The organism is Citrobacter sp. B72 (genome assembly GCF_016894305.1).
Lineage (GTDB): Bacteria > Pseudomonadota > Gammaproteobacteria > Enterobacterales > Enterobacteriaceae > Citrobacter > Citrobacter portucalensis.
The window spans coordinates 597,583-615,519 of sequence record NZ_CP069801.1 but is presented as its reverse complement, the minus strand read 5'-3'; the positions used below and the strand labels follow the sequence as shown (position 1 = coordinate 615,519).

Annotated in this window: 20 protein-coding genes; 15 read left to right on the top strand and 5 right to left on the bottom strand. The window is 52.5% G+C overall.

Translation table 11 applies throughout. From position 1 onward, the window contains the following. Positions 1-37 precede the first annotated feature (37 nt). Positions 38-1,174 carry a 23S rRNA (guanine(1835)-N(2))-methyltransferase RlmG gene (gene rlmG / locus JQN59_RS02975; RefSeq protein WP_008785866.1) on the bottom strand — a complete coding sequence of 379 codons (1,137 nt, stop codon included), beginning with the start codon at positions 1,172-1,174 and terminating at the stop codon, positions 38-40. 82 nt (positions 1,175-1,256) lie between these two features. On the opposite strand from rlmG, the gene JQN59_RS02970 reads away from it, so the two are divergent. The 4 genes from JQN59_RS02970 (at position 1,257) to sstT (ending at position 5,555) form a co-directional block, all read left to right on the top strand. Beyond that, the gene (locus JQN59_RS02970) at positions 1,257-1,757 is read left to right on the top strand and encodes a M48 metallopeptidase family protein (protein WP_008785867.1); all 501 of its coding nucleotides are present in this window, start codon (positions 1,257-1,259) and stop codon (positions 1,755-1,757) included. Between the two features lie 72 nt (positions 1,758-1,829). Next, complete coding sequence (locus tag JQN59_RS02965; RefSeq protein ID WP_149608058.1) at positions 1,830-2,828, top strand: Gfo/Idh/MocA family protein; 999 nt, start codon at positions 1,830-1,832, stop codon at positions 2,826-2,828. Between the two features lie 271 nt (positions 2,829-3,099). After that, complete coding sequence (locus JQN59_RS02960) at positions 3,100-4,068, top strand: TerC family protein (protein ID WP_048216385.1); 969 nt, start codon at positions 3,100-3,102, stop codon at positions 4,066-4,068. Positions 4,069-4,310: 242 nt separating this feature from the next. Continuing rightward, positions 4,311-5,555 carry a serine/threonine transporter SstT gene (gene sstT / locus JQN59_RS02955; protein ID WP_048215489.1) on the top strand — a complete coding sequence of 415 codons (1,245 nt, stop codon included), beginning with the start codon at positions 4,311-4,313 and terminating at the stop codon, positions 5,553-5,555. A 16-nt stretch (positions 5,556-5,571) separates the two neighbouring features. Here the strand turns inward: sstT and JQN59_RS02950 are convergent, their stop codons facing one another. The 3 genes from JQN59_RS02950 to uxaC all read right to left on the bottom strand — a co-directional run bounded on the left by JQN59_RS02950 (position 5,572) and on the right by uxaC (position 9,180). After that, positions 5,572-6,126: a YgjV family protein gene (locus JQN59_RS02950; RefSeq protein WP_032945077.1), complete on the bottom strand. Its 555-nt coding sequence runs from the start codon at positions 6,124-6,126 to the stop codon at positions 5,572-5,574. Positions 6,127-6,264: 138 nt separating this feature from the next. Further along, positions 6,265-7,752 carry a UxaA family hydrolase gene (locus JQN59_RS02945; RefSeq protein ID WP_149608059.1) on the bottom strand — a complete coding sequence of 496 codons (1,488 nt, stop codon included), beginning with the start codon at positions 7,750-7,752 and terminating at the stop codon, positions 6,265-6,267. 15 nt (positions 7,753-7,767) lie between these two features. Beyond that, positions 7,768-9,180: a glucuronate isomerase gene (gene uxaC / locus JQN59_RS02940; RefSeq protein ID WP_032945079.1), complete on the bottom strand. Its 1,413-nt coding sequence runs from the start codon at positions 9,178-9,180 to the stop codon at positions 7,768-7,770. Positions 9,181-9,651: 471 nt separating this feature from the next. Between uxaC and JQN59_RS02935 the strand changes: the two genes are divergently transcribed. From JQN59_RS02935 to JQN59_RS02885, 11 genes are all read left to right on the top strand, one after another. Further along, positions 9,652-10,953, top strand: coding sequence for an MFS transporter (locus tag JQN59_RS02935; RefSeq protein ID WP_048215487.1), 1,302 nt, complete (start codon positions 9,652-9,654; stop codon positions 10,951-10,953). Positions 10,954-11,087: 134 nt separating this feature from the next. After that, positions 11,088-11,864, top strand: a complete 777-nt coding sequence (gene exuR / locus JQN59_RS02930; protein ID WP_003828559.1) for a transcriptional regulator ExuR — start codon at positions 11,088-11,090, stop codon at positions 11,862-11,864. Between the two features lie 348 nt (positions 11,865-12,212). After that, positions 12,213-12,875, top strand: a complete 663-nt coding sequence (gene yqjA, locus JQN59_RS02925) for a DedA family general envelope maintenance protein YqjA (protein ID WP_003828561.1) — start codon at positions 12,213-12,215, stop codon at positions 12,873-12,875. 18 nt (positions 12,876-12,893) lie between these two features. Continuing rightward, positions 12,894-13,262: an EnvZ/OmpR regulon moderator MzrA gene (mzrA, locus tag JQN59_RS02920; RefSeq protein WP_165690002.1), complete on the top strand. Its 369-nt coding sequence runs from the start codon at positions 12,894-12,896 to the stop codon at positions 13,260-13,262. Between the two features lie 148 nt (positions 13,263-13,410). Next, the gene (locus tag JQN59_RS02915; RefSeq protein WP_032941739.1) at positions 13,411-13,779 is read left to right on the top strand and encodes a DUF1090 domain-containing protein; all 369 of its coding nucleotides are present in this window, start codon (positions 13,411-13,413) and stop codon (positions 13,777-13,779) included. A gap of 33 nt (positions 13,780-13,812) precedes the next feature. After that, positions 13,813-14,118 carry a DUF883 family protein gene (locus JQN59_RS02910; RefSeq protein WP_003024832.1) on the top strand — a complete coding sequence of 102 codons (306 nt, stop codon included), beginning with the start codon at positions 13,813-13,815 and terminating at the stop codon, positions 14,116-14,118. 2 nt (positions 14,119-14,120) lie between these two features. Further along, complete coding sequence (locus JQN59_RS02905) at positions 14,121-14,516, top strand: phage holin family protein (protein ID WP_003828567.1); 396 nt, start codon at positions 14,121-14,123, stop codon at positions 14,514-14,516. Next, positions 14,516-14,815: a YqjK-like family protein gene (locus JQN59_RS02900; RefSeq protein WP_003828569.1), complete on the top strand. Its 300-nt coding sequence runs from the start codon at positions 14,516-14,518 to the stop codon at positions 14,813-14,815. Before JQN59_RS02905 ends, JQN59_RS02900 begins: the two co-directional genes overlap by 1 nt. Before the next feature lie 173 nt (positions 14,816-14,988). Next, positions 14,989-15,381, top strand: coding sequence for a DoxX family protein (locus JQN59_RS02895; protein WP_003024847.1), 393 nt, complete (start codon positions 14,989-14,991; stop codon positions 15,379-15,381). A 72-nt stretch (positions 15,382-15,453) separates the two neighbouring features. Beyond that, complete coding sequence (gene yqjG / locus JQN59_RS02890; protein WP_008785878.1) at positions 15,454-16,440, top strand: glutathionyl-hydroquinone reductase YqjG; 987 nt, start codon at positions 15,454-15,456, stop codon at positions 16,438-16,440. A gap of 125 nt (positions 16,441-16,565) precedes the next feature. Further along, entirely contained in the window at positions 16,566-16,931 is a 366-nt protein-coding gene (locus JQN59_RS02885; RefSeq protein WP_008785879.1) for a DUF805 domain-containing protein, read from the top strand. 108 nt (positions 16,932-17,039) lie between these two features. On the opposite strand, the gene yhaJ is transcribed toward JQN59_RS02885, so the two are convergent. Then, the gene (gene yhaJ / locus JQN59_RS02880) at positions 17,040-17,936 is read right to left on the bottom strand and encodes a DNA-binding transcriptional regulator YhaJ (RefSeq protein ID WP_003024855.1); all 897 of its coding nucleotides are present in this window, start codon (positions 17,934-17,936) and stop codon (positions 17,040-17,042) included. Position 17,937: the final 1 nt, after the last annotated feature.

The following is a 17,937-nucleotide window of genomic DNA, read 5'->3' as shown; positions in this document are numbered from 1 at the left end:
GGCCGGATAAGGCGTTAGCCGCATCCGGCACCCGCTATTACCGACGGCGACCGGTTTTGACCGCTTTCAGCACCACGAATTTATTATTGGTGGCGATGGTTACGCAATTGCCGAAAATCTTCTTCAGCTTGTGGAAGTAGTCGAGGTGACGGTTAGCCACAATATACAACTCACCGTTGATTTTCAGGCAGCGGCGGGCATGGTGGAACATTTCCCAGGCAATGTTATCCGTCAGCGCGTGCTTCTGGTGGAACGGTGGGTTGCACAGCACAGCATTAAAGCGGAACGGTTCAACACCAGACAGCGCGTTGTTAATCATAAACTCGCAGCGATCCAACGCTTCAGGCATGTTACTTTCCACGTTCAAACGGCTTGAAGCCACCGCCATTGGCGATTCATCAACAAACACCACACTGGCTTCAGGGTTTTTCGCCAGCAGCGTCATACCGATGACGCCGTTGCCGCAGCCGAGATCAACAATCTCCCCTTCGAGGTTTTCCGGCAGATGCTCGATAAAAAAGCGCGCGCCGATATCCAGCCCGGTACGGGAGAAGACGTTGGCGTGGTTATGGATAGTCCAGTCGGTGCCTTCCAGCTTCCAGCTTAGCGTTTGCGAGGCAGCGGCCAGCTCCGGTTTGCTGAACGTACAGTTGATCAATCGGGCTTTTTTCCACGCCAGCGTAGTGGTGGTTGGACCCAGCACTTTTTCAAACAGTTCCAGCGTCGAGGTATGTACATCACGCGCTTTTGCCCCGGCGATGATGCGCGTTTCTGGCGTTACCACTTCGCGCAGCGCACGCAGTTGCTGCTCCAGCAGCGCCATGGTTTTTGGCAGCTTAATCAGCACCACGCCCGGCGCCTGCGGATAGTCAGCGGTACTGTCGAGGAACTTGACGCTCGACTCGGCAATATCGTTGTGACGCAGGTTCTCGCGCGTGGCAAGCTCGCTGAGATAGGAATCGCCGATGCTGTACGGCGTATGTTCCGCCAGCGCACAGCCCAGCGCGCCGAAGGTATCATTCAGGATCAGCACCGGGCCGCTAATCTCGGTATCGTCCAGCTGTTGCAGCAGATATTCATCTGCTGCTTCCCACGCCAGCAGCGGGTTAACGTCATCCGTTTCCGGGAAACGTTTAAGTGACAGCGAACGGAAACCGTTGTCTATGTGGCTCATCGGCCCTCCTGAATGGTAAAATTTCGGCGTATCCCTGAAAAGGGTGCGTGAGTATACACTTTTATGATTTGCGTGGACATGAATGAACCAACTAACTTACCTCCAGGGCTACCCGGAACATTTGCTTTCTCAAGTGAGAACGCTGATTGCTGAGCAGCGCCTGGGCGCAGTGCTGGAGAAGCGCTATCCGGGTACGCATGACTTCGCGACCGACAAAGCGCTCTGGCAATATACCCAGGATCTGAAAAATCAGTTTCTGCGTAACGCCCCGCCGCTGAATAAAGTCATGTATGACAGCAAGATCCACGTTCTGAAGAATGCACTTGGGCTGCATACCGCCGTCTCTCGCGTGCAGGGCGGTAAGCTCAAAGCCAAAGCGGAGATCCGCGTCGCCACCGTGTTTCGCAGCGCCCCAGAACCCTTTTTACGCATGATCGTCGTTCATGAACTGGCGCATCTGAAAGAAAAAGAACATGACAAAGCGTTTTACCAGCTTTGCTGTCATATGGAGCCTCAGTATCATCAACTGGAGTTCGATACCCGCCTGTGGTTAACGCAACAATCGTTAAAGCAAACTGCGTAGTCGCGCACTGGCTTTGTCTTCAGGGCATGCTAAATTGACAAAAGAATCCCTTTTCGCAGCCTGAAGGCCTTTATGATACGTTTCGCAGTAATTGGCACAAACTGGATCACCCGCCAGTTTGTCGATGCCGCCCATGAAACCGGCAAGTATAAGTTAACCGCAGTCTATTCCCGTAGCCTTGAGCAGGCACAGACCTTCGCCAACGATTACCCTGTCGAACATCTGTTTACCTCACTGGAAGCGATGGCGCAAAGCGAGGCAATCGACGCTGTCTATATCGCCAGCCCGAACTCCCTGCACTTTCCACAGACCGAGCTGTTTTTGCGGCACAAAAAGCATGTTATTTGCGAAAAGCCGCTGGCCTCCAATCTGGCGCAAGCCGAAGCCGCTATCGCCTGCGCGCGTGAGAATCAGGTCGTGCTGTTTGAAGCGTTTAAAACCGCCTACCTGCCTAATTTCCTGCTGTTACAGCAATCACTACCCAGAGTAGGAAAAATCAGGAAAGCGTTTATCAATTACTGCCAGTACTCCTCGCGTTACCAGCGCTATCTGGACGGTGAAAATCCGAACACGTTTAATCCGGCATTCTCCAATGGCTCGATTATGGATATCGGTTTTTACTGCCTGGCCTCAGCGGTTGCACTGTGGGGCGAACCGCTGAGCGTTCAGGCCAGCGCCAGCCTGCTGGAAAGTGGCGTGGATGCCCACGGCGTGGTGGTGCTGAATTACGGTGATTTCAGCGTTACGCTCCAGCACTCAAAAGTAAGCGACTCGGTATTAGCCAGTGAAATTCAGGGCGAGTCGGGATCGCTGGTCATCGAGCATATCTCCGAATGCCAAAAGGTGTGCTTCGTGCCACGCGGTGGGAAAACGCAGGATCTGACGACGCCTCAACACATCAATACTATGCTGTATGAGGCAGAGGCTTTTGCCCATTTGGTTGAATCCGGCGAAGTGGATCACCCGGCACTGGCCGTCAGCCGTATCACCGCCAAACTGCAAACGGAGATTCGCCGCCAGACCGGCGTGGTTTTCCCGGCAGACGAAGCGGAAACATCGCTGACTGCGTAAAGGTGTGTAAAACGAATGTTGCAGGCCATTGACTGAATGCATGGCCTGTAATATTTTGTAACCCGCAAAGGGGAGTAACTTCGTTGTCGGTTGATCGTCATTACGATGTGTGAAAAACCACATCCGGTCACCGGGCGATAACAAAGGAATACGCCACCGTATTCCTTTGTTGTTGTAAGTGAGACCTTGCCGAATGGCAAGGTCTATGCATAAAAAGCAGCGGCTAACGTCATTCGGCGTTGGCCGTTTTTTTTATGCATGGGGAAATACAATGAATACTGTCGGCACACCGTTGTTATGGGGTGGCTTCGCTGTCGTGGTGGTAATTATGCTGGCCATCGACCTGCTGTTGCAGGGGCGTCGTGGCGCGCATACGATGTCAATGAAGCAGGCTGCAGCCTGGTCTATCGTCTGGGTAACGCTGTCGTTACTGTTTAACGCCGCCTTCTGGTGGTACCTGGCGGAAACCCAGGGGCGCGCCGTTGCCGACCCACAGGCGCTGGCGTTCCTGACCGGCTATTTGATCGAAAAATCGCTGGCGGTAGATAACGTCTTTGTCTGGTTGATGCTGTTCAGCTACTTCTCCGTACCGCCTGCGTTGCAGCGTCGGGTACTGGTGTATGGCGTGCTGGGTGCGATTGTGCTGCGTACGATCATGATCTTCGCGGGCAGTTGGCTTATCACCCAGTTTGAGTGGCTGTTGTACGTGTTCGGCGCGTTCCTGTTGTTTACCGGCGTGAAGATGGCGCTGGCGAAAGAAGATGCCTCCGGTATTGGCGACAGACCGTTAGTACGCTGGCTACGCGGTCATTTGCGCATGACCGATACCATCGAAGATGAAAAATTCTTCGTGCGTAAAAACGGCCTGCTGTTTGTTACGCCGCTGATGCTGGTGTTGATTCTGGTTGAGCTGAGCGATGTGATTTTTGCCGTCGACAGTATTCCGGCTATCTTTGCCGTGACCACCGACCCGTTCATCGTGCTGACCTCGAACCTGTTTGCTATTTTGGGTCTGCGTGCGATGTACTTCCTGCTGGCGGGCGTGGCGGAGCGTTTCTCCATGCTGAAGTACGGCTTGTCGGTCATTCTGGTGTTTATCGGTATTAAGATGCTGATCGTCGATTTTTACCATATCCCGATCGCTATCTCGTTAGGCGTGGTATTTGGCATTCTGTTTGTGACGCTGGTTGTTAACGCGTGGGTCAACCACCAGCACGATAAAAAGCAGCAAATACAGTAAGTTTCATCTGCTAGCTGAAAAGCCCGACAGCACACTTCGTGCGTCGGGCTTTTTGTTTATCATGTCAAAATAATGTTAAGTTAAAGTTATAAAATATGATCTCAACGCGGAATCCAGGATATTTCGCTTCCCGAACCGCGTTCTTTCCTTATACTCAGCCATGCAAACATTTGCCCGATCCTGAAAGATGCGTCAACAGAACGCACAAAGGTAAGGCAACAACACAATGAAAGGATTACTACATGACTACGCAACGTTCATCGGGGCTACTCTCGCGTTTGGCGCAAGGGAGCCTGGTTAAACAAATTTTGATCGGTTTGGTACTGGGGATTTTACTGGCACTGGTGTCAAAACCTGCGGCTGAAGCCGTTGGTCTGCTGGGTACGCTGTTCGTCGGCGCATTAAAAGCCGTCGCGCCAATTCTGGTTCTGATGCTGGTGATGGCTTCTATCGCCAACCACCAGCACGGGCAAAAAACCAATATCCGCCCCATTCTGTTCCTCTACCTGCTCGGAACATTTTCAGCGGCATTAACCGCCGTTGTCTTCAGCTTTGCTTTCCCATCAACACTGCATCTTTCCAGCAGCGCGGGGGATATCGTACCGCCATCCGGGATTGTTGAAGTGATGCGTAGCCTGCTGATGAGCATGGTTTCTAACCCAATTGATGCTCTGCTGAACGCCAACTATATTGGTATTCTGGTATGGGCTGTCGGCCTGGGCTTTGCGCTGCGCCACGGCAATGAAACGACCAAAAATCTGGTCAATGATATGTCCAACGCCGTCACCTTTATGGTGAAGCTGGTGATTCGTTTCGCGCCAATCGGTATCTTTGGTCTGGTCTCCTCCACGCTGGCAACCACCGGTTTCGCCACGCTTTGGGGCTACGCCCAACTGCTGACCGTACTGGTAGGCTGTATGCTGCTGGTGGCATTTGTGGTTAACCCACTGCTGGTCTTCTGGAAAATTCGCCGTAACCCGTACCCTCTGGTGCTGGCCTGTCTGCGTGAAAGCGGCGTGTATGCCTTCTTTACCCGCAGTTCGGCAGCAAATATTCCGGTGAACATGGCACTGTGTGAGAAACTGAATCTGGATCGTGATACCTATTCGGTGTCTATTCCGCTGGGAGCCACCATCAATATGGCGGGCGCGGCGATCACCATTACCGTACTGACGCTGGCGGCGGTGAATACGCTGGGTGTTCCGGTTGATTTACCGACGGCGCTGTTACTGAGCGTGGTGGCTTCGCTGTGTGCCTGTGGTGCATCGGGCGTGGCGGGCGGTTCTCTGCTGCTGATCCCGCTGGCGTGCAACATGTTCGGTATCCCGAATGACATCGCCATGCAGGTTGTTGCCGTTGGCTTTATCATCGGCGTATTGCAGGACTCATGTGAAACGGCGTTGAACTCTTCTACAGACGTCCTGTTTACCGCTGCAGCCTGCCAGGCAGAAGACGAGCGTCTGGCAAATAACGCCCTGCGCGGATAATCTCTACGCCCCTCCGTCATCGGGCGGAGGGGTTCTTTTCTTGTACGCTTTTTTCAAGTTTGAACGGATCAATTCCGCGTTTTTGCATTCGCCGGAAGCGAATAATATTCAGGCCGTTCATCACCAGAAAACTCCCTTCGATCATCGTCCCACCAATCGATCCCAGCCAGAAATTATGGATAACCCAACAGGCAGTTGCGCACCACATGACGCAGCGCACGGTTAACCCTTTGCAGCGGAACAGCGCCCAGGTGCTGGCCAGCGTGCCAATTATCGGCAACAGCTCCATCGCATGCTGTAATTTCGCCAGCCCGAGAACCAGGGTGAGGACTATAAAAACGGTCATTACCCACAGTTTGCGGGTATGCATTGAGACAAGTGTGCGGATGGTGTTGAGTTCTGCGCTCATTCCCGCAGGCCAGGCCCCCATCAGGAAAAAATGCACGCCGATGGTGGCGCTATAGACGGCGAGTTGCAGCCGGAACCGGCGCTCATCGCGATTGAAAAAGGTGGTAATACCGATCAGAAAGGCGATGACACCTACACCCTGGGCCAGCCAATACGCGGTCATGCAAGCAACCCCAATTCTATCTCGTAGGCCGGATTAGGCAAGTTCGCCGCCATCCGGCAACGGTTTGTGCCTGATGGCGCTGCGCTTATCAGGCCTACGGTTTGCGCAGACCTGCATGCAGGTACCATCAGGTATTTACTACAACGTTACGCCGCTTTTAAATATCGCTAACTCTCTAAAATCATTCCGCTCGTTGCAGGTTTGCTTGCCGTTGGCGAACTCGACGATGGTATCGACAAATTCTTTCAGTAACTGCGGCATCGCTTTGCCGTGGATCAACTGTCCAGCGTCAAAGTCGATCCAGTGCTTTTTCTTCGCCGCCAGCTCGCTGTTGGTAGCAATTTTCACCGTCGGCACAAAACCACCGTACGGCGTACCGCGACCGGTACTGAACAGCACCATATGACAGCCCGCGCCCGCCAGGGCACTGGTCGCCACCGCATCGTTACCCGGTGCGCTCAGCAGGTTCAGACCATGCGTCTTCAGGCGTTCGCCGTAGCGCAATACGTCCACCACCTGGCTGGAGCCTGCTTTTTGCGTGCAGCCGAGAGATTTATCTTCCAGCGTGGTGATACCGCCCGCTTTGTTGCCCGGCGATGGGTTCTCGTAGATCGGCTGGTCGTGAGCAATGAAGTACTGCTTGAAGTCATTGACCATGGTGACCAGCTTGCCGAACGTTTCTTCATCGCGGCAGTGGTCCATCAGCAGTTGCTCGGCGCCGAACATTTCCGGTACTTCGGTCAGTACGGTGGTGCCGCCGTTGGCAATCACGTAGTCAGAAAAACGCCCCAGCATCGGGTTGGCGGTAATACCGGACAGGCCGTCAGAGCCGCCGCATTCCAGACCAAACTTCAGCTCACCCAGTTTACCCGGCTCACGCTTATCGTTACGCATCACGTTGTACAACTGGTGAAGATGTTCAATCCCCGCTTCCACTTCGTCTTCCTGATGTTGGCAGACCATGAAGTGAACGCGCTCAGGATCGTACTCGCCTAAGGTTTCGCGGAAGGCATCAACCTGGTTGTTTTCACAACCAAGGCCAACCACCAGCACCGCACCCGCATTCGGGTGACGCACCATGTTTTGCAGCATGGTGCGGGTGTTAATGTGGTCGTCGCCGAGCTGTGAACAGCCGTAGGTGTGGCTGAAGAGATGTACGCCGTCGATTCCTTCGGCATCGTTAGTCTCTTTCAGAAAACGGTTCTGCATCTGGCGCGCCATGGCGTTAACACAGCCAACCGTCGGTAGGATCCACAGTTCGTTGCGCACGCCAACATCGCCGTTGGCACGACGGTAGATCTGCACATCGCGATCCGCCGGTTGTGCAACTTCCGCCTGAAAATCAGGGTGGTAGCTATACGTGTCCAGGTCGCTCAGATTAGTGCGCGTGTTGTGAGCATGAATATGCTCACCCGCCGCAACGTCCACCAGCGTATGACCAATTGGCAAACCGTATTTAATGACGTTTTCGCCTTTCGCAATATCACGTAAAGCGAATTTATGGCCACGAGAGACCGCCTGACGCAGGGTTACCGCCTGCCCATCAACGGTGACTTCGGTTCCTTCAGCCAAATCAGCGAGCGCTACCGCGACGTTATCCAGCGCATGGATCTTGATGTATTGCATACCTTCACCCGGGCCTTAGTTCAGTTCAATGGCGAAGTAATCACGCGCATTGTTAAAGCAAATATTTCTGACCATTTCACCCAGCAACTGGATATCTGCCGGTGCTTCACCTGCAGCAACCCAACGGCCAATCATCTGGCACAGAATGCGACGGAAGTATTCATGGCGCGTGTATGACAGGAAGCTACGGCTATCGGTCAGCATGCCGACGAAACGGCTCAGCAGGCCGAGCTGGGCCAGCTGCGTCATCTGACGTTCCATCCCGTCTTTCTGATCGTTGAACCACCAGCCGGAACCGAACTGCATCTTGCCCGGCATACCTTCGCCCTGGAAGTTGCCGATCATGGTGCCCAGCACTTCGTTATCACGCGGGTTCAGGCAGTAGAGAATGGTTTTCGGCAGCAGGTTCTGTTCATTCTGCTTGCTCAGCAGTTTGGACAGTTCTTCAGCCATCGGACGGTCATTGATGGAGTCGAAGCCAACATCCGCGCCCAACAGTTTGAACTGGCGCAGGTTGTTATTACGCAGCGCGCCGATGTGGTACTGCTGTACCCATTCGCGACGAGCATATTCCGCCCCAAGGAACACCAGCACGGCGGTTTTAAACTGGGCAATTTCATGCTCACTCAGGGTTTCACCCGCCAGGCGACGCGCCAGAATGCTATCCAGTTCAGATTCGTTAGATTCGGCAAACAGCACCACGTCCAGCGCGTGGTCAGAAACTTTACAGCCGTGAGCCGCAAAGTGATCCAGACGTTTGGTCAGTGCAGCTTGCAGATCGCTGAAGCGGCGGATATCCGTGTCAGACACTTCACCGAGCTTCGCCATGTAGTCATTAAAGGTCGCCAGCTCAATGTTAAAGGCTTTATCCGGACGCCAGCTCGGCAGCACTTTCACATCAAAGCTTCCGTCTTTAGCAACGGCCGCATGATGCTCCAGAGAGTCGATCGGGTCATCGGTAGTGCCGACCATTTTCACATTCATCTGCTGCATGATGCCGCGCGCGGAGAATTTATCCTGCGCCAGCAGCTCGTTGCACTGGTTCCAGATTTCATCAGCAGTCGCAGGAGAAAGCAGCTTACCTGTAATACCAAACGGGCGACGTAATTCGAGGTGGGTCCAGTGGTACAGCGGGTTACCGATAGTGTGCGGAACCGTGGCGGCCCATGCGTCAAACTTCTCGCGATCGGACGCATCGCCGGTACACAAGCGCTCAGCGACGCCATTGGTACGCATCGCACGCCATTTGTAGTGATCACCCTTCAGCCAGATGTCATACAGGTTATTAAAACGGTAGTTTTCAGCGATTTGTTGCGGTGGTAAATGGCAGTGGTAATCGAAGATCGGCTGGTCTTTGGCGTAATCATGGTACAGACGGCGGGCAAATTCGGTGTCCAGCAGGAAATCTTCAGTCATAAACGGGGTCATTATCGTCTTCCTCTCAACGAGTGCGTCAGATTGCTTATGTTTTGATGTTGACAAAGTTATCACACCAATTTCCATACACTGAAGATATTTTCGTGAGTTAGATCAACAAATGGTGACAAAAAAATTACTCTCAAAGAGGTAAATCACGCGTCAAGCCGCGCCAGCGCTGGCTTTGCTGAATCGAAATAATGACCACACGAAGATTCACACTTTTGTGATGGCACTCACCTTTTAAAGCTGTATGACAAGTTATCTTTTGGCCGTCGCGATACATAAGCCGACGGAATGCAAATTACCGATGTATAACCATCGGATTGACCGGTACGGAAACCGAATTAGCACAATTATTGACATGGCAAAGTTCGGGGAGTACCGGCTTTTTTTCGGTCCCCCCTCGTAAAAGAACATCCTCCGCCCTGAACTGGAAGATGACCGCTCGTTCGCGGACATAACAAAACGATGAGGTTTTACATGCGTAAAATTAAAGGGTTACGTTGGTACATGATTGCACTGGTGACGCTTGGCACCGTGCTGGGTTACCTGACACGTAACACTGTGGCGGCAGCTGCGCCAACTCTGATGGAAGAGTTACACATCTCCACTCAACAGTATTCCTATATCATCGCAGCGTATTCTGCTGCTTACACCGTAATGCAACCCGTTGCCGGCTACGTGCTCGATGTGCTCGGCACAAAAGTTGGTTACGCGATGTTCGCCGTTCTGTGGGCCGTCTTCTGTGGCGCGACCGCACTGGCTGGCAGTTGGGGTGGACTGGCGCTGGCGCGTGGCGCGGTAGGTGCCGCTGAAGCCGCAATGATCCCTGCGGGTTTGAAAGCCAGTTCTGAGTGGTTCCCGGCAAAAGAACGTTCAATTGCCGTGGGGTACTTTAACGTCGGCTCTTCTATCGGTGCGATGATTGCTCCGCCGCTGGTCGTCTGGGCAATCGTCATGCACAGCTGGCAGATGGCATTCATTATTTCCGGTGCGCTGAGCTTCATCTGGGCGATGTGCTGGCTTGTGTTCTACAAACACCCGCGCGACCAGAAAAAACTGTCTGATGAAGAACGTGATTACATTCTGAATGGTCAGGAATCACAGCATAAAAACAACACCTCGAAAAAAATGTCGCTCGGTCAGATCCTGCGTAACCGCCAGTTCTGGGGCATCGCACTGCCGCGTTTCCTGGCTGAGCCGGCCTGGGGTACCTTCAACGCCTGGATCCCGCTGTTCATGTTTAAAGTCTACGGCTTTAACCTGAAAGAGATTGCGATGTTTGCCTGGATGCCGATGCTGTTTGCTGACCTGGGCTGTATCGTTGGGGGCTACTTACCGCCGCTGTTCCAGCGCTGGTTCGGCGTTAACCTGATCGTTTCACGTAAAATGGTCGTCACCATGGGCGCATTGCTGATGATTGGCCCAGGGATGATTGGTCTGTTCACCAGCCCGTACATTGCTATCGCCCTGCTGTGCGTCGGCGGCTTTGCTCACCAGGCGCTGTCCGGTGCGCTGATTACGCTTTCTTCTGACGTATTTGGTCGTAATGAAGTGGCAACGGCAAACGGCCTGACCGGTATGTCCGCCTGGCTTGCAAGTACGCTGTTTGCACTGGTTGTTGGCGCACTGGCTGACACCATCGGCTTTAGCCCGCTGTTCGCCGTACTGGCGGTATTCGACCTGCTCGGCGCACTCGTTATCTGGACGGTATTGCAGAACAAATCGGCCAGCGAGGTCGACTCGGGATCACAGACTGGCGATCCTGCTCCGCAAAATTAACCCGCTGTTTTTCATCAAGGGTATATAATGCGAAGCCGCCAGTTATCTGGCGGCTTTTTTATCGCCGCGAGTGGAGCAGTAATCGCAAAAGTGGTATAACAAATATAGTCTGCCGTATCATGCCTGGAGCGCATATGGAAATCACCGAACCACGACGTTTGTACCAACAACTTGCAGCTGATCTGAAAGAACGCATTGAGCAAGGCGTCTATCTGGTGGGTGACAAACTCCCTGCCGAGCGCTTTATCGCCGATGAAAAAAATGTCAGCCGTACCGTGGTTCGTGAAGCAATTATCATGCTCGAGGTGGAGGGTTACGTTGAGGTGCGCAAAGGATCGGGGATCCACGTCATTTCCAACCAACCCAGACACTATGTCGCGCCAGATGAAAACCTGGAATTCGCCAGCTACGGTCCTTTCGAACTGCTCCAGGCGCGTCAGCTCATTGAGAGTAACATTGCCGAGTTTGCCGCCACGCAGGTGACCAAACAGGACATCATGAAGCTGATGGAGATTCAGGAGAAATCACGTAACGAAAAAAGCTTTCGTGACTCCGAGTGGGATCTCCAGTTCCATGTGCAGGTAGCCCTGGCAACGCAGAACTCGGCTCTGGCCGCGATTGTTGAAAAAATGTGGACTCAGCGCATTCATAACCCCTACTGGAAGAAACTGCACGACCACATCGACCTGCGCACGGTTGATAACTGGTGTGATGACCATGACCAGATCCTTCGGGCGCTGATTCGCAAAGATCCTCATGCCGCCAAACTGGCGATGTGGCAGCATCTTGAGAACACGAAGCAGATGCTGTTTAACGAAACCAGCGATGATTTTGAGTTCAATGCGGACCGTTATCTATTTACCGAAAATCCGGTCGTTCATCTCGATACAGCGGCTAACAGCGCAAAATAAACAATCTTATCAATGCAGGCGCGACCACGCGCCTGTTTCTGACACTTGGTAAGCATTAGGTATAAAATGTCAGCCTGTGTAAATCCTCTCGCCACCCTCCATTGCGATAAGCAAAATCACAGTTCAACAACCGTAATTTCTATAACGGACTACGTTGACCTTTGTTACAATTAGATGCTGTTTGAATTTTTGTATTTAAGAGCTTGCTAACTTCACAACTTTACAGGGAATAGTTCAGGCCGTGAATTTGTATCAAACCGCGAGTCATGTAAAAAATATTAATAAAATCGTGGTGTTACAAAACCCAGAAAACCGGCATGACGACAACCGATTCTCCAGGAATATTGAATGGAACTACTGACTCAATTACTAAATGCTTTATGGGCTCAGGATTTTGAAACGCTGGCCAATCCTTCCATGATTGGCATGCTCTATTTTGTACTCTTTACCATTTTGTTTCTGGAAAACGGACTGCTGCCAGCAGCCTTTTTACCTGGCGACAGTTTGCTGGTACTGGTCGGCGTACTTATTGCCAAAGGCGCAATGGGTTTTCCGCAAACGGTGCTATTACTCACCACCGCAGCCAGCCTCGGTTGCTGGCTCAGCTATATACAAGGTCGATGGTTGGGCAATACCCGCACAGTGCAAAACTGGTTATCTCATCTTCCTGCACATTACCATCAGCGTGCACATCATCTGTTCCATAAGCATGGCTTGTCTGCGCTGCTGGTCGGTCGCTTTATCGCGTTTGTCAGAACATTACTGCCGACCATCGCAGGATTGTCCGGCCTGAACAATGCGCGCTTTCAGTTCTTCAACTGGATGAGCGGACTGCTTTGGGTCCTTATTCTCACATCGTTGGGCTATCTGCTTGGCAAAACACCGGTGTTTCTCAAATATGAAGATCAGCTGATGTCTTGCCTGATGCTGCTTCCTGTGGTGTTACTGGTGTTTGGTCTGGCAGGTTCACTGGTTGTTCTTTGGAAAAAGAAATACGGGAACCGAGGGTAAATTATGCTGAAATCATGCATAACGCTCCGACGACTTGCCTGGTCCACCACTTTTATGTTGTTCATCGGCGCGTTGCTCCTGACCTGGTCGGTCATTCGCCAGCAGGAGTCAACGCTTGCCATTCGCGCCGTAAACCAGGGAGCCAGCATGCCTGATGGATTCTCTATCTGGCATCACCTGGATGCCAACGGCATTCGTTTTAAAAGCATCACTCCGCAAAATGACGCCCTGCTGATTACCTTTGATTCCAGTGCGCAGAGCGCAGCGGCAAAAGTCGTACTGGATCGAACGTTACCGCACGGTTTCGTTATCGCTCAGCAGGATGAAAATAATCAGGCGGTTCAGTGGTTATCCCGCTTACGTGAGACCCCACACCGTTTTGGTTAATTTCCAGGAATCTGAATTAGATCACTCACTTTGGTGATTTCACCGTTTAGCGCCTATGATTAATAAACTGGGTTTATGACCCAACGCTTTATTATTCTGGAGCATCGACCCTAAACGAAGAGGTCGAATCACAATGGAAGGTTCAAGAATGAAATACCGCATCGCTTTGGCAATTAGCCTTTTCGCTCTCAGTGCCGGCAGCTACGCCACCACCCTCTGTCAGGAAAAAGAACAAGACATTCAGCGGGAGATTAGCTATGCCGAAAAACACAACAATCAGAGCCGTATCAATGGGCTGAACAAAGCGCTGAGCGAAGTCAGAGCAAACTGTACTGACAGCAAACTGCGCGCTAACCATCAGAAAAAGATCGCCGAGCAGAAAAATGAGATTGCCGAGCGTCAACGTGACTTAGCCGAAGCTAAGCAAAAAGGCGATGCGGATAAGGTAGCAAAGCGTGAACACAAGCTTGCTGAAGCTCAGCAAGAGCTAAAAGAACTCGAGACCCGCGATTACTAAGTACGGTAACTAGCCACTCAACTGGAGAAAACTATGTCGAAAGATAATGCTACGGAAAACCTGCGCGCTGAGCTGAAATCTCTTGCGGATACGCTTGAAGAAGTACTTAGCTCCTCTGGCGATAAGTCGAAGGAAGAGATGAGTAAAATTCGCAGCAAAGCCGAACACGCGCTGCGCGAGAGCCGCCATCGTCTGAGTGAAACCAGCGATGTAATCGCCAAACAGACCCGTGAGGCCGCGGCTAAAGCCGATAACTACGTGCGCGAAAACCCATGGACAGGCGTCGGCATTGGCGCTGCAGTCGGTGTGGTGCTTGGTGTACTGCTGTCGCGCCGTTAACAATGGCTGATTCTCAACACGCACAAGGTCCAGGCAAAGGCGTACTGGGTATTGGACAGCGGATCCTGACGATTCTCGTTGAGATCGTAGAAACACGGCTGCGGCTGGCCGTCGTTGAGCTGGAAGAGGAAAAAGCCAATCTCATCCAGATCCTGCTGATGCTTGGGCTGACTATGCTGTTCGCGGCGTTTGGCCTGATGAGCCTGATGGTGCTTATCATCTGGGCCATTGACCCTCAATACCGCCTGAACGCCATGATTGCCACCACCGTTGTGCTGTTGCTGTTAGCGCTGATTGGCGGGATATGGACGCTGCGTAAAGCACGTAAAACAACGCTGCTACGCCATACACGCCAGGAACTCGCTAATGACAGGCAAGCCCTGGAGGATGATGCATAATGAGCAGCAAAGTCGAACGTCAAAAGCGTAAGGCGCAACTGCTTGGACAGATCCAGCAGCAACGGCTGGATCTGTCTGCTACTCGCCGCGACTGGCTGGAAGCCACCGAGGTCTACGATCGTGGCTGGAAGACGCTACTGAACCTGCGTGGCTGGGTGTTGGTCGGGAGCAGTATTATGGCGGTTCGCACCATCCGCAACCCGAATCTGCTGGTACGCTGGGCTAAGCGCGGCTTTAGCGTCTGGAGTATCTGGCGTCTGGTGAAATCGACCATCAGACAGCAGCAACTGCGCGGCTAATCCTTTCCTTACCCCCAACCTCAAAATTTTTGAAAAATACTGACAGTTTTCCTTGCTAACAATTCTCATTAAGCACGTTTATGATTCTCTCCATCGACAGCAACGACGCGCTCTGCAGCGTCGATGCACAAAAAAACACAATAAGCCGCCTGAGTGGTTTCCTGGAGAGTATGATGAAGAAATTAGAAGATGTTGGTGTACTGGTAGCGCGCATTCTGATGCCAATCCTGTTTATTACCGCAGGTTGGGGAAAAATCACCGGATATGCGGGTACCCAACAGTACATGGAAGCCATGGGCGTCCCAGGATTTATGCTGCCGCTGGTGATTCTGCTTGAGTTTGGCGGCGGTCTGGCAATTCTGTTCGGTTTCCTGACCCGTACAACCGCGCTGTTCACCGCAGGCTTCACATTGCTGACGGCGTTCCTCTTCCACAGCAACTTTGCGGAAGGTGTGAACTCTCTGATGTTCATGAAAAACCTGACCATCGCAGGCGGTTTCCTGCTGCTGGCTATCACCGGTCCAGGCGCATTTAGTATTGACCGCGTGCTGAATAAAAAGTGGTAATCAAACTATACTGAACACATCAAAAAGCGAGGAGATATCTCCTCGCTTTTGCTATCTGAGGAGGCGAAAATCATGGGACAACTGATTGACGGCGTCTGGCATGACACCTGGTACGATACCAAATCAACCGGTGGAAAATTTCAACGTTCTGCATCGGCTTTCCGTAACTGGCTCACCGCGGATGGCGCGCCTGGCCCGACCGGTGAAGGTGGCTTTGCTGCCGAAAAAGACCGCTATCATCTGTACGTTTCTCTGGCCTGTCCGTGGGCGCATCGCACGCTGATTTTGCGCAAACTCAAAGGGCTGGAACCGTTTATTTCCGTTTCTGTTGTGCATCCGCTGATGCTGGAAAACGGCTGGACCTTTGACGATAACTTCCCGGCGGCAACTGGCGATACCCTGTATCAGCACGAATTTCTTTATCAGCTCTATTTACACGCCGATCCGCACTACAGCGGTCGGGTCACCGTTCCGGTGCTGTGGGATAAAAAGAACCACACTATTGTCAGCAACGAATCTGCAGAAATCATCCGCATGTTTAACACCGCGTTTGATGCGCTGGGCGCGAAAGCCGGAGATTACTATCCCCCTGCCCTGCAAAGTAAAATCGACGAGCTGAACGGCTGGATTTATGACAACGTTAATAATGGCGTGTATAAAGCCGGATTTGCCACCAGTCAGGAAGCCTACGACGACGCCGTGGATAACGTCTTTCAATCTCTGGCACGACTGGAGCAGATCCTTGGGCAACATCGCTACCTGACCGGCGACCAGTTAACCGAGGCCGACATTCGCCTGTGGACCACGCTGGTACGCTTTGATCCCGTGTATGTCACCCACTTCAAGTGCGACAAACACCGGATTAGCGACTATCTGAACCTGTACGGTTTCCTGCGTGATATCTACCAGATGCCGGGTATTGCGGAAACCGTCAATTTCGATCATATCCGCAATCACTACTTCCGTAGCCACAAAACCATTAACCCGACCGGCATTATTTCTGTTGGGCCGTGGCAGGACCTCAACGAACCTCATGGGCGTGACGAGCGTTTCGCATGATTTACACAGGCCCCCATTTGGGGGCTAAATAATTAACACCGCAAATATTTACCATCATTTAATTCACAGCTATTCTTAATTTGATTACTTTAAAAACAAGTAATTGAATGCAGAACGAGGCAAAAATGGATTGGTATTTAAACGTATTAAAGAATTACTTTGGTTTTGGTGGCCGCGCGCGTCGTAAAGAATACTGGATGTTTGTGCTGGTCAACATCATCTTCACATTCGTGCTGGGTATTCTGGACAGAATGTTTGGCTGGGAGCGCGCCGGTGGAGAAGGCATATTAACGACGATTTACGGGGTTCTGGTCTTTATTCCGTGGTGGGCGGTACAGTTCCGGCGTTTACATGACACCGATCGTTCAGCCTGGTGGCTACTGGTGCTGCTGATCCCGATCGTTGGCTGGCTGGTGATCATCATTTTCAACTGTCAAAACGGTACTCAGGGGAGTAACCGCTTCGGGCCCGATCCCAAACAGTTATCCTGACGTAGCATATGTAGATGCCTGATGGCGCTGCGCTTATCAGGCCTACAACATACTCCGTCTTCCATGCCGGATAAGGTGCTTCGCACCGCATCCGGCGTAACAGTCAGGCTATTTACCCGCAAACAGCTTAGGGATTTCCCGCAGACACCAGGATTTCGCCTCGCCCATGCTGTCACGACGCCAGGCCATAATAATATCTATCTCGCTTGTCGATTCCGGACTAACGACCCGCAGCCGACCAGCCGCAATATCCTCTTCCACCAGCGGGTACGGCATCGTCGCCACGCCAAGTCCTGCCAACAGCGCCTGACGTTTATCTTCTATCGTACTCACCGTCAGACGCGGCTGCTTATCCAGCAGTTGAACCGTCAGCACCGGACGTTCACGGGCGGTATCCGCCACCGCGATCCCACGGTATTTAACGCGGGTGACTTCCGATAACGGTTCCGGCTCCTGATGGATGGGATGATCCGGGGCCGCTACATAGACGTTCATCAGCGAGTACAGCTTGCGCGAGTTGATTTCTGAGGATGAGCGAAAATGCATATCCGGCGCAATCACGATATCCGCCCGCCCCTGCTCAAGACGCTCCCACGCCCCGGCCAGAACTTCGGTAATAACGGAAAGCTGGGTATTGGCCTTCCCGGCAAGCCTGTCGATCAGCGGGAAAAACGCCGCCGTCGGCACCAGCGCTTCGGTAACGATAGTCAGATGCGTTTCCCAACCGCGAGCCAATGCTTCGGCATCGGTAGTCAGTTTATCCGCAGCTTCCAGCAGTACGCGCCCGCGCTCCAGCAACATACGCCCAACGTTAGTAAATTTTGTGCGGTGGCCTGAACGGTCAAAAAGCACCACGTCCAGCTCTTCCTCCAGCTTCTGCATGGTATAGCTAAGTGCGGAAGGAACGCGTCCCAGTTCGTCTGCCGCAGCAGCAAAACTACCGCGTCTGTCTATTGCGTCCATGACGCGTAACGCTTCAAGCGTTAAAGCCCTTTCTTTGGCCATC

Coding starts and splice junctions, on each gene's coding strand:
- rlmG (WP_008785866.1), bottom strand. CDS start 1,174: ATGAGCCACATAGACAACGGTTTCCGTTCGCTGTCACTTAAACGTTTC.
- JQN59_RS02970 (WP_008785867.1), top strand. CDS start 1,257: ATGAACCAACTAACTTACCTCCAGGGCTACCCGGAACATTTGCTTTCT.
- JQN59_RS02965 (WP_149608058.1), top strand. CDS start 1,830: ATGATACGTTTCGCAGTAATTGGCACAAACTGGATCACCCGCCAGTTT.
- JQN59_RS02960 (WP_048216385.1), top strand. CDS start 3,100: ATGAATACTGTCGGCACACCGTTGTTATGGGGTGGCTTCGCTGTCGTG.
- sstT (WP_048215489.1), top strand. CDS start 4,311: ATGACTACGCAACGTTCATCGGGGCTACTCTCGCGTTTGGCGCAAGGG.
- JQN59_RS02950 (WP_032945077.1), bottom strand. CDS start 6,126: ATGACCGCGTATTGGCTGGCCCAGGGTGTAGGTGTCATCGCCTTTCTG.
- JQN59_RS02945 (WP_149608059.1), bottom strand. CDS start 7,752: ATGCAATACATCAAGATCCATGCGCTGGATAACGTCGCGGTAGCGCTC.
- uxaC (WP_032945079.1), bottom strand. CDS start 9,180: ATGACCCCGTTTATGACTGAAGATTTCCTGCTGGACACCGAATTTGCC.
- JQN59_RS02935 (WP_048215487.1), top strand. CDS start 9,652: ATGCGTAAAATTAAAGGGTTACGTTGGTACATGATTGCACTGGTGACG.
- exuR (WP_003828559.1), top strand. CDS start 11,088: ATGGAAATCACCGAACCACGACGTTTGTACCAACAACTTGCAGCTGAT.
- yqjA (WP_003828561.1), top strand. CDS start 12,213: ATGGAACTACTGACTCAATTACTAAATGCTTTATGGGCTCAGGATTTT.
- JQN59_RS02915 (WP_032941739.1), top strand. CDS start 13,411: ATGAAATACCGCATCGCTTTGGCAATTAGCCTTTTCGCTCTCAGTGCC.
- JQN59_RS02910 (WP_003024832.1), top strand. CDS start 13,813: ATGTCGAAAGATAATGCTACGGAAAACCTGCGCGCTGAGCTGAAATCT.
- JQN59_RS02905 (WP_003828567.1), top strand. CDS start 14,121: ATGGCTGATTCTCAACACGCACAAGGTCCAGGCAAAGGCGTACTGGGT.
- JQN59_RS02900 (WP_003828569.1), top strand. CDS start 14,516: ATGAGCAGCAAAGTCGAACGTCAAAAGCGTAAGGCGCAACTGCTTGGA.
- JQN59_RS02895 (WP_003024847.1), top strand. CDS start 14,989: ATGAAGAAATTAGAAGATGTTGGTGTACTGGTAGCGCGCATTCTGATG.
- yqjG (WP_008785878.1), top strand. CDS start 15,454: ATGGGACAACTGATTGACGGCGTCTGGCATGACACCTGGTACGATACC.
- JQN59_RS02885 (WP_008785879.1), top strand. CDS start 16,566: ATGGATTGGTATTTAAACGTATTAAAGAATTACTTTGGTTTTGGTGGC.
- yhaJ (WP_003024855.1), bottom strand. CDS start 17,936: ATGGCCAAAGAAAGGGCTTTAACGCTTGAAGCGTTACGCGTCATGGAC.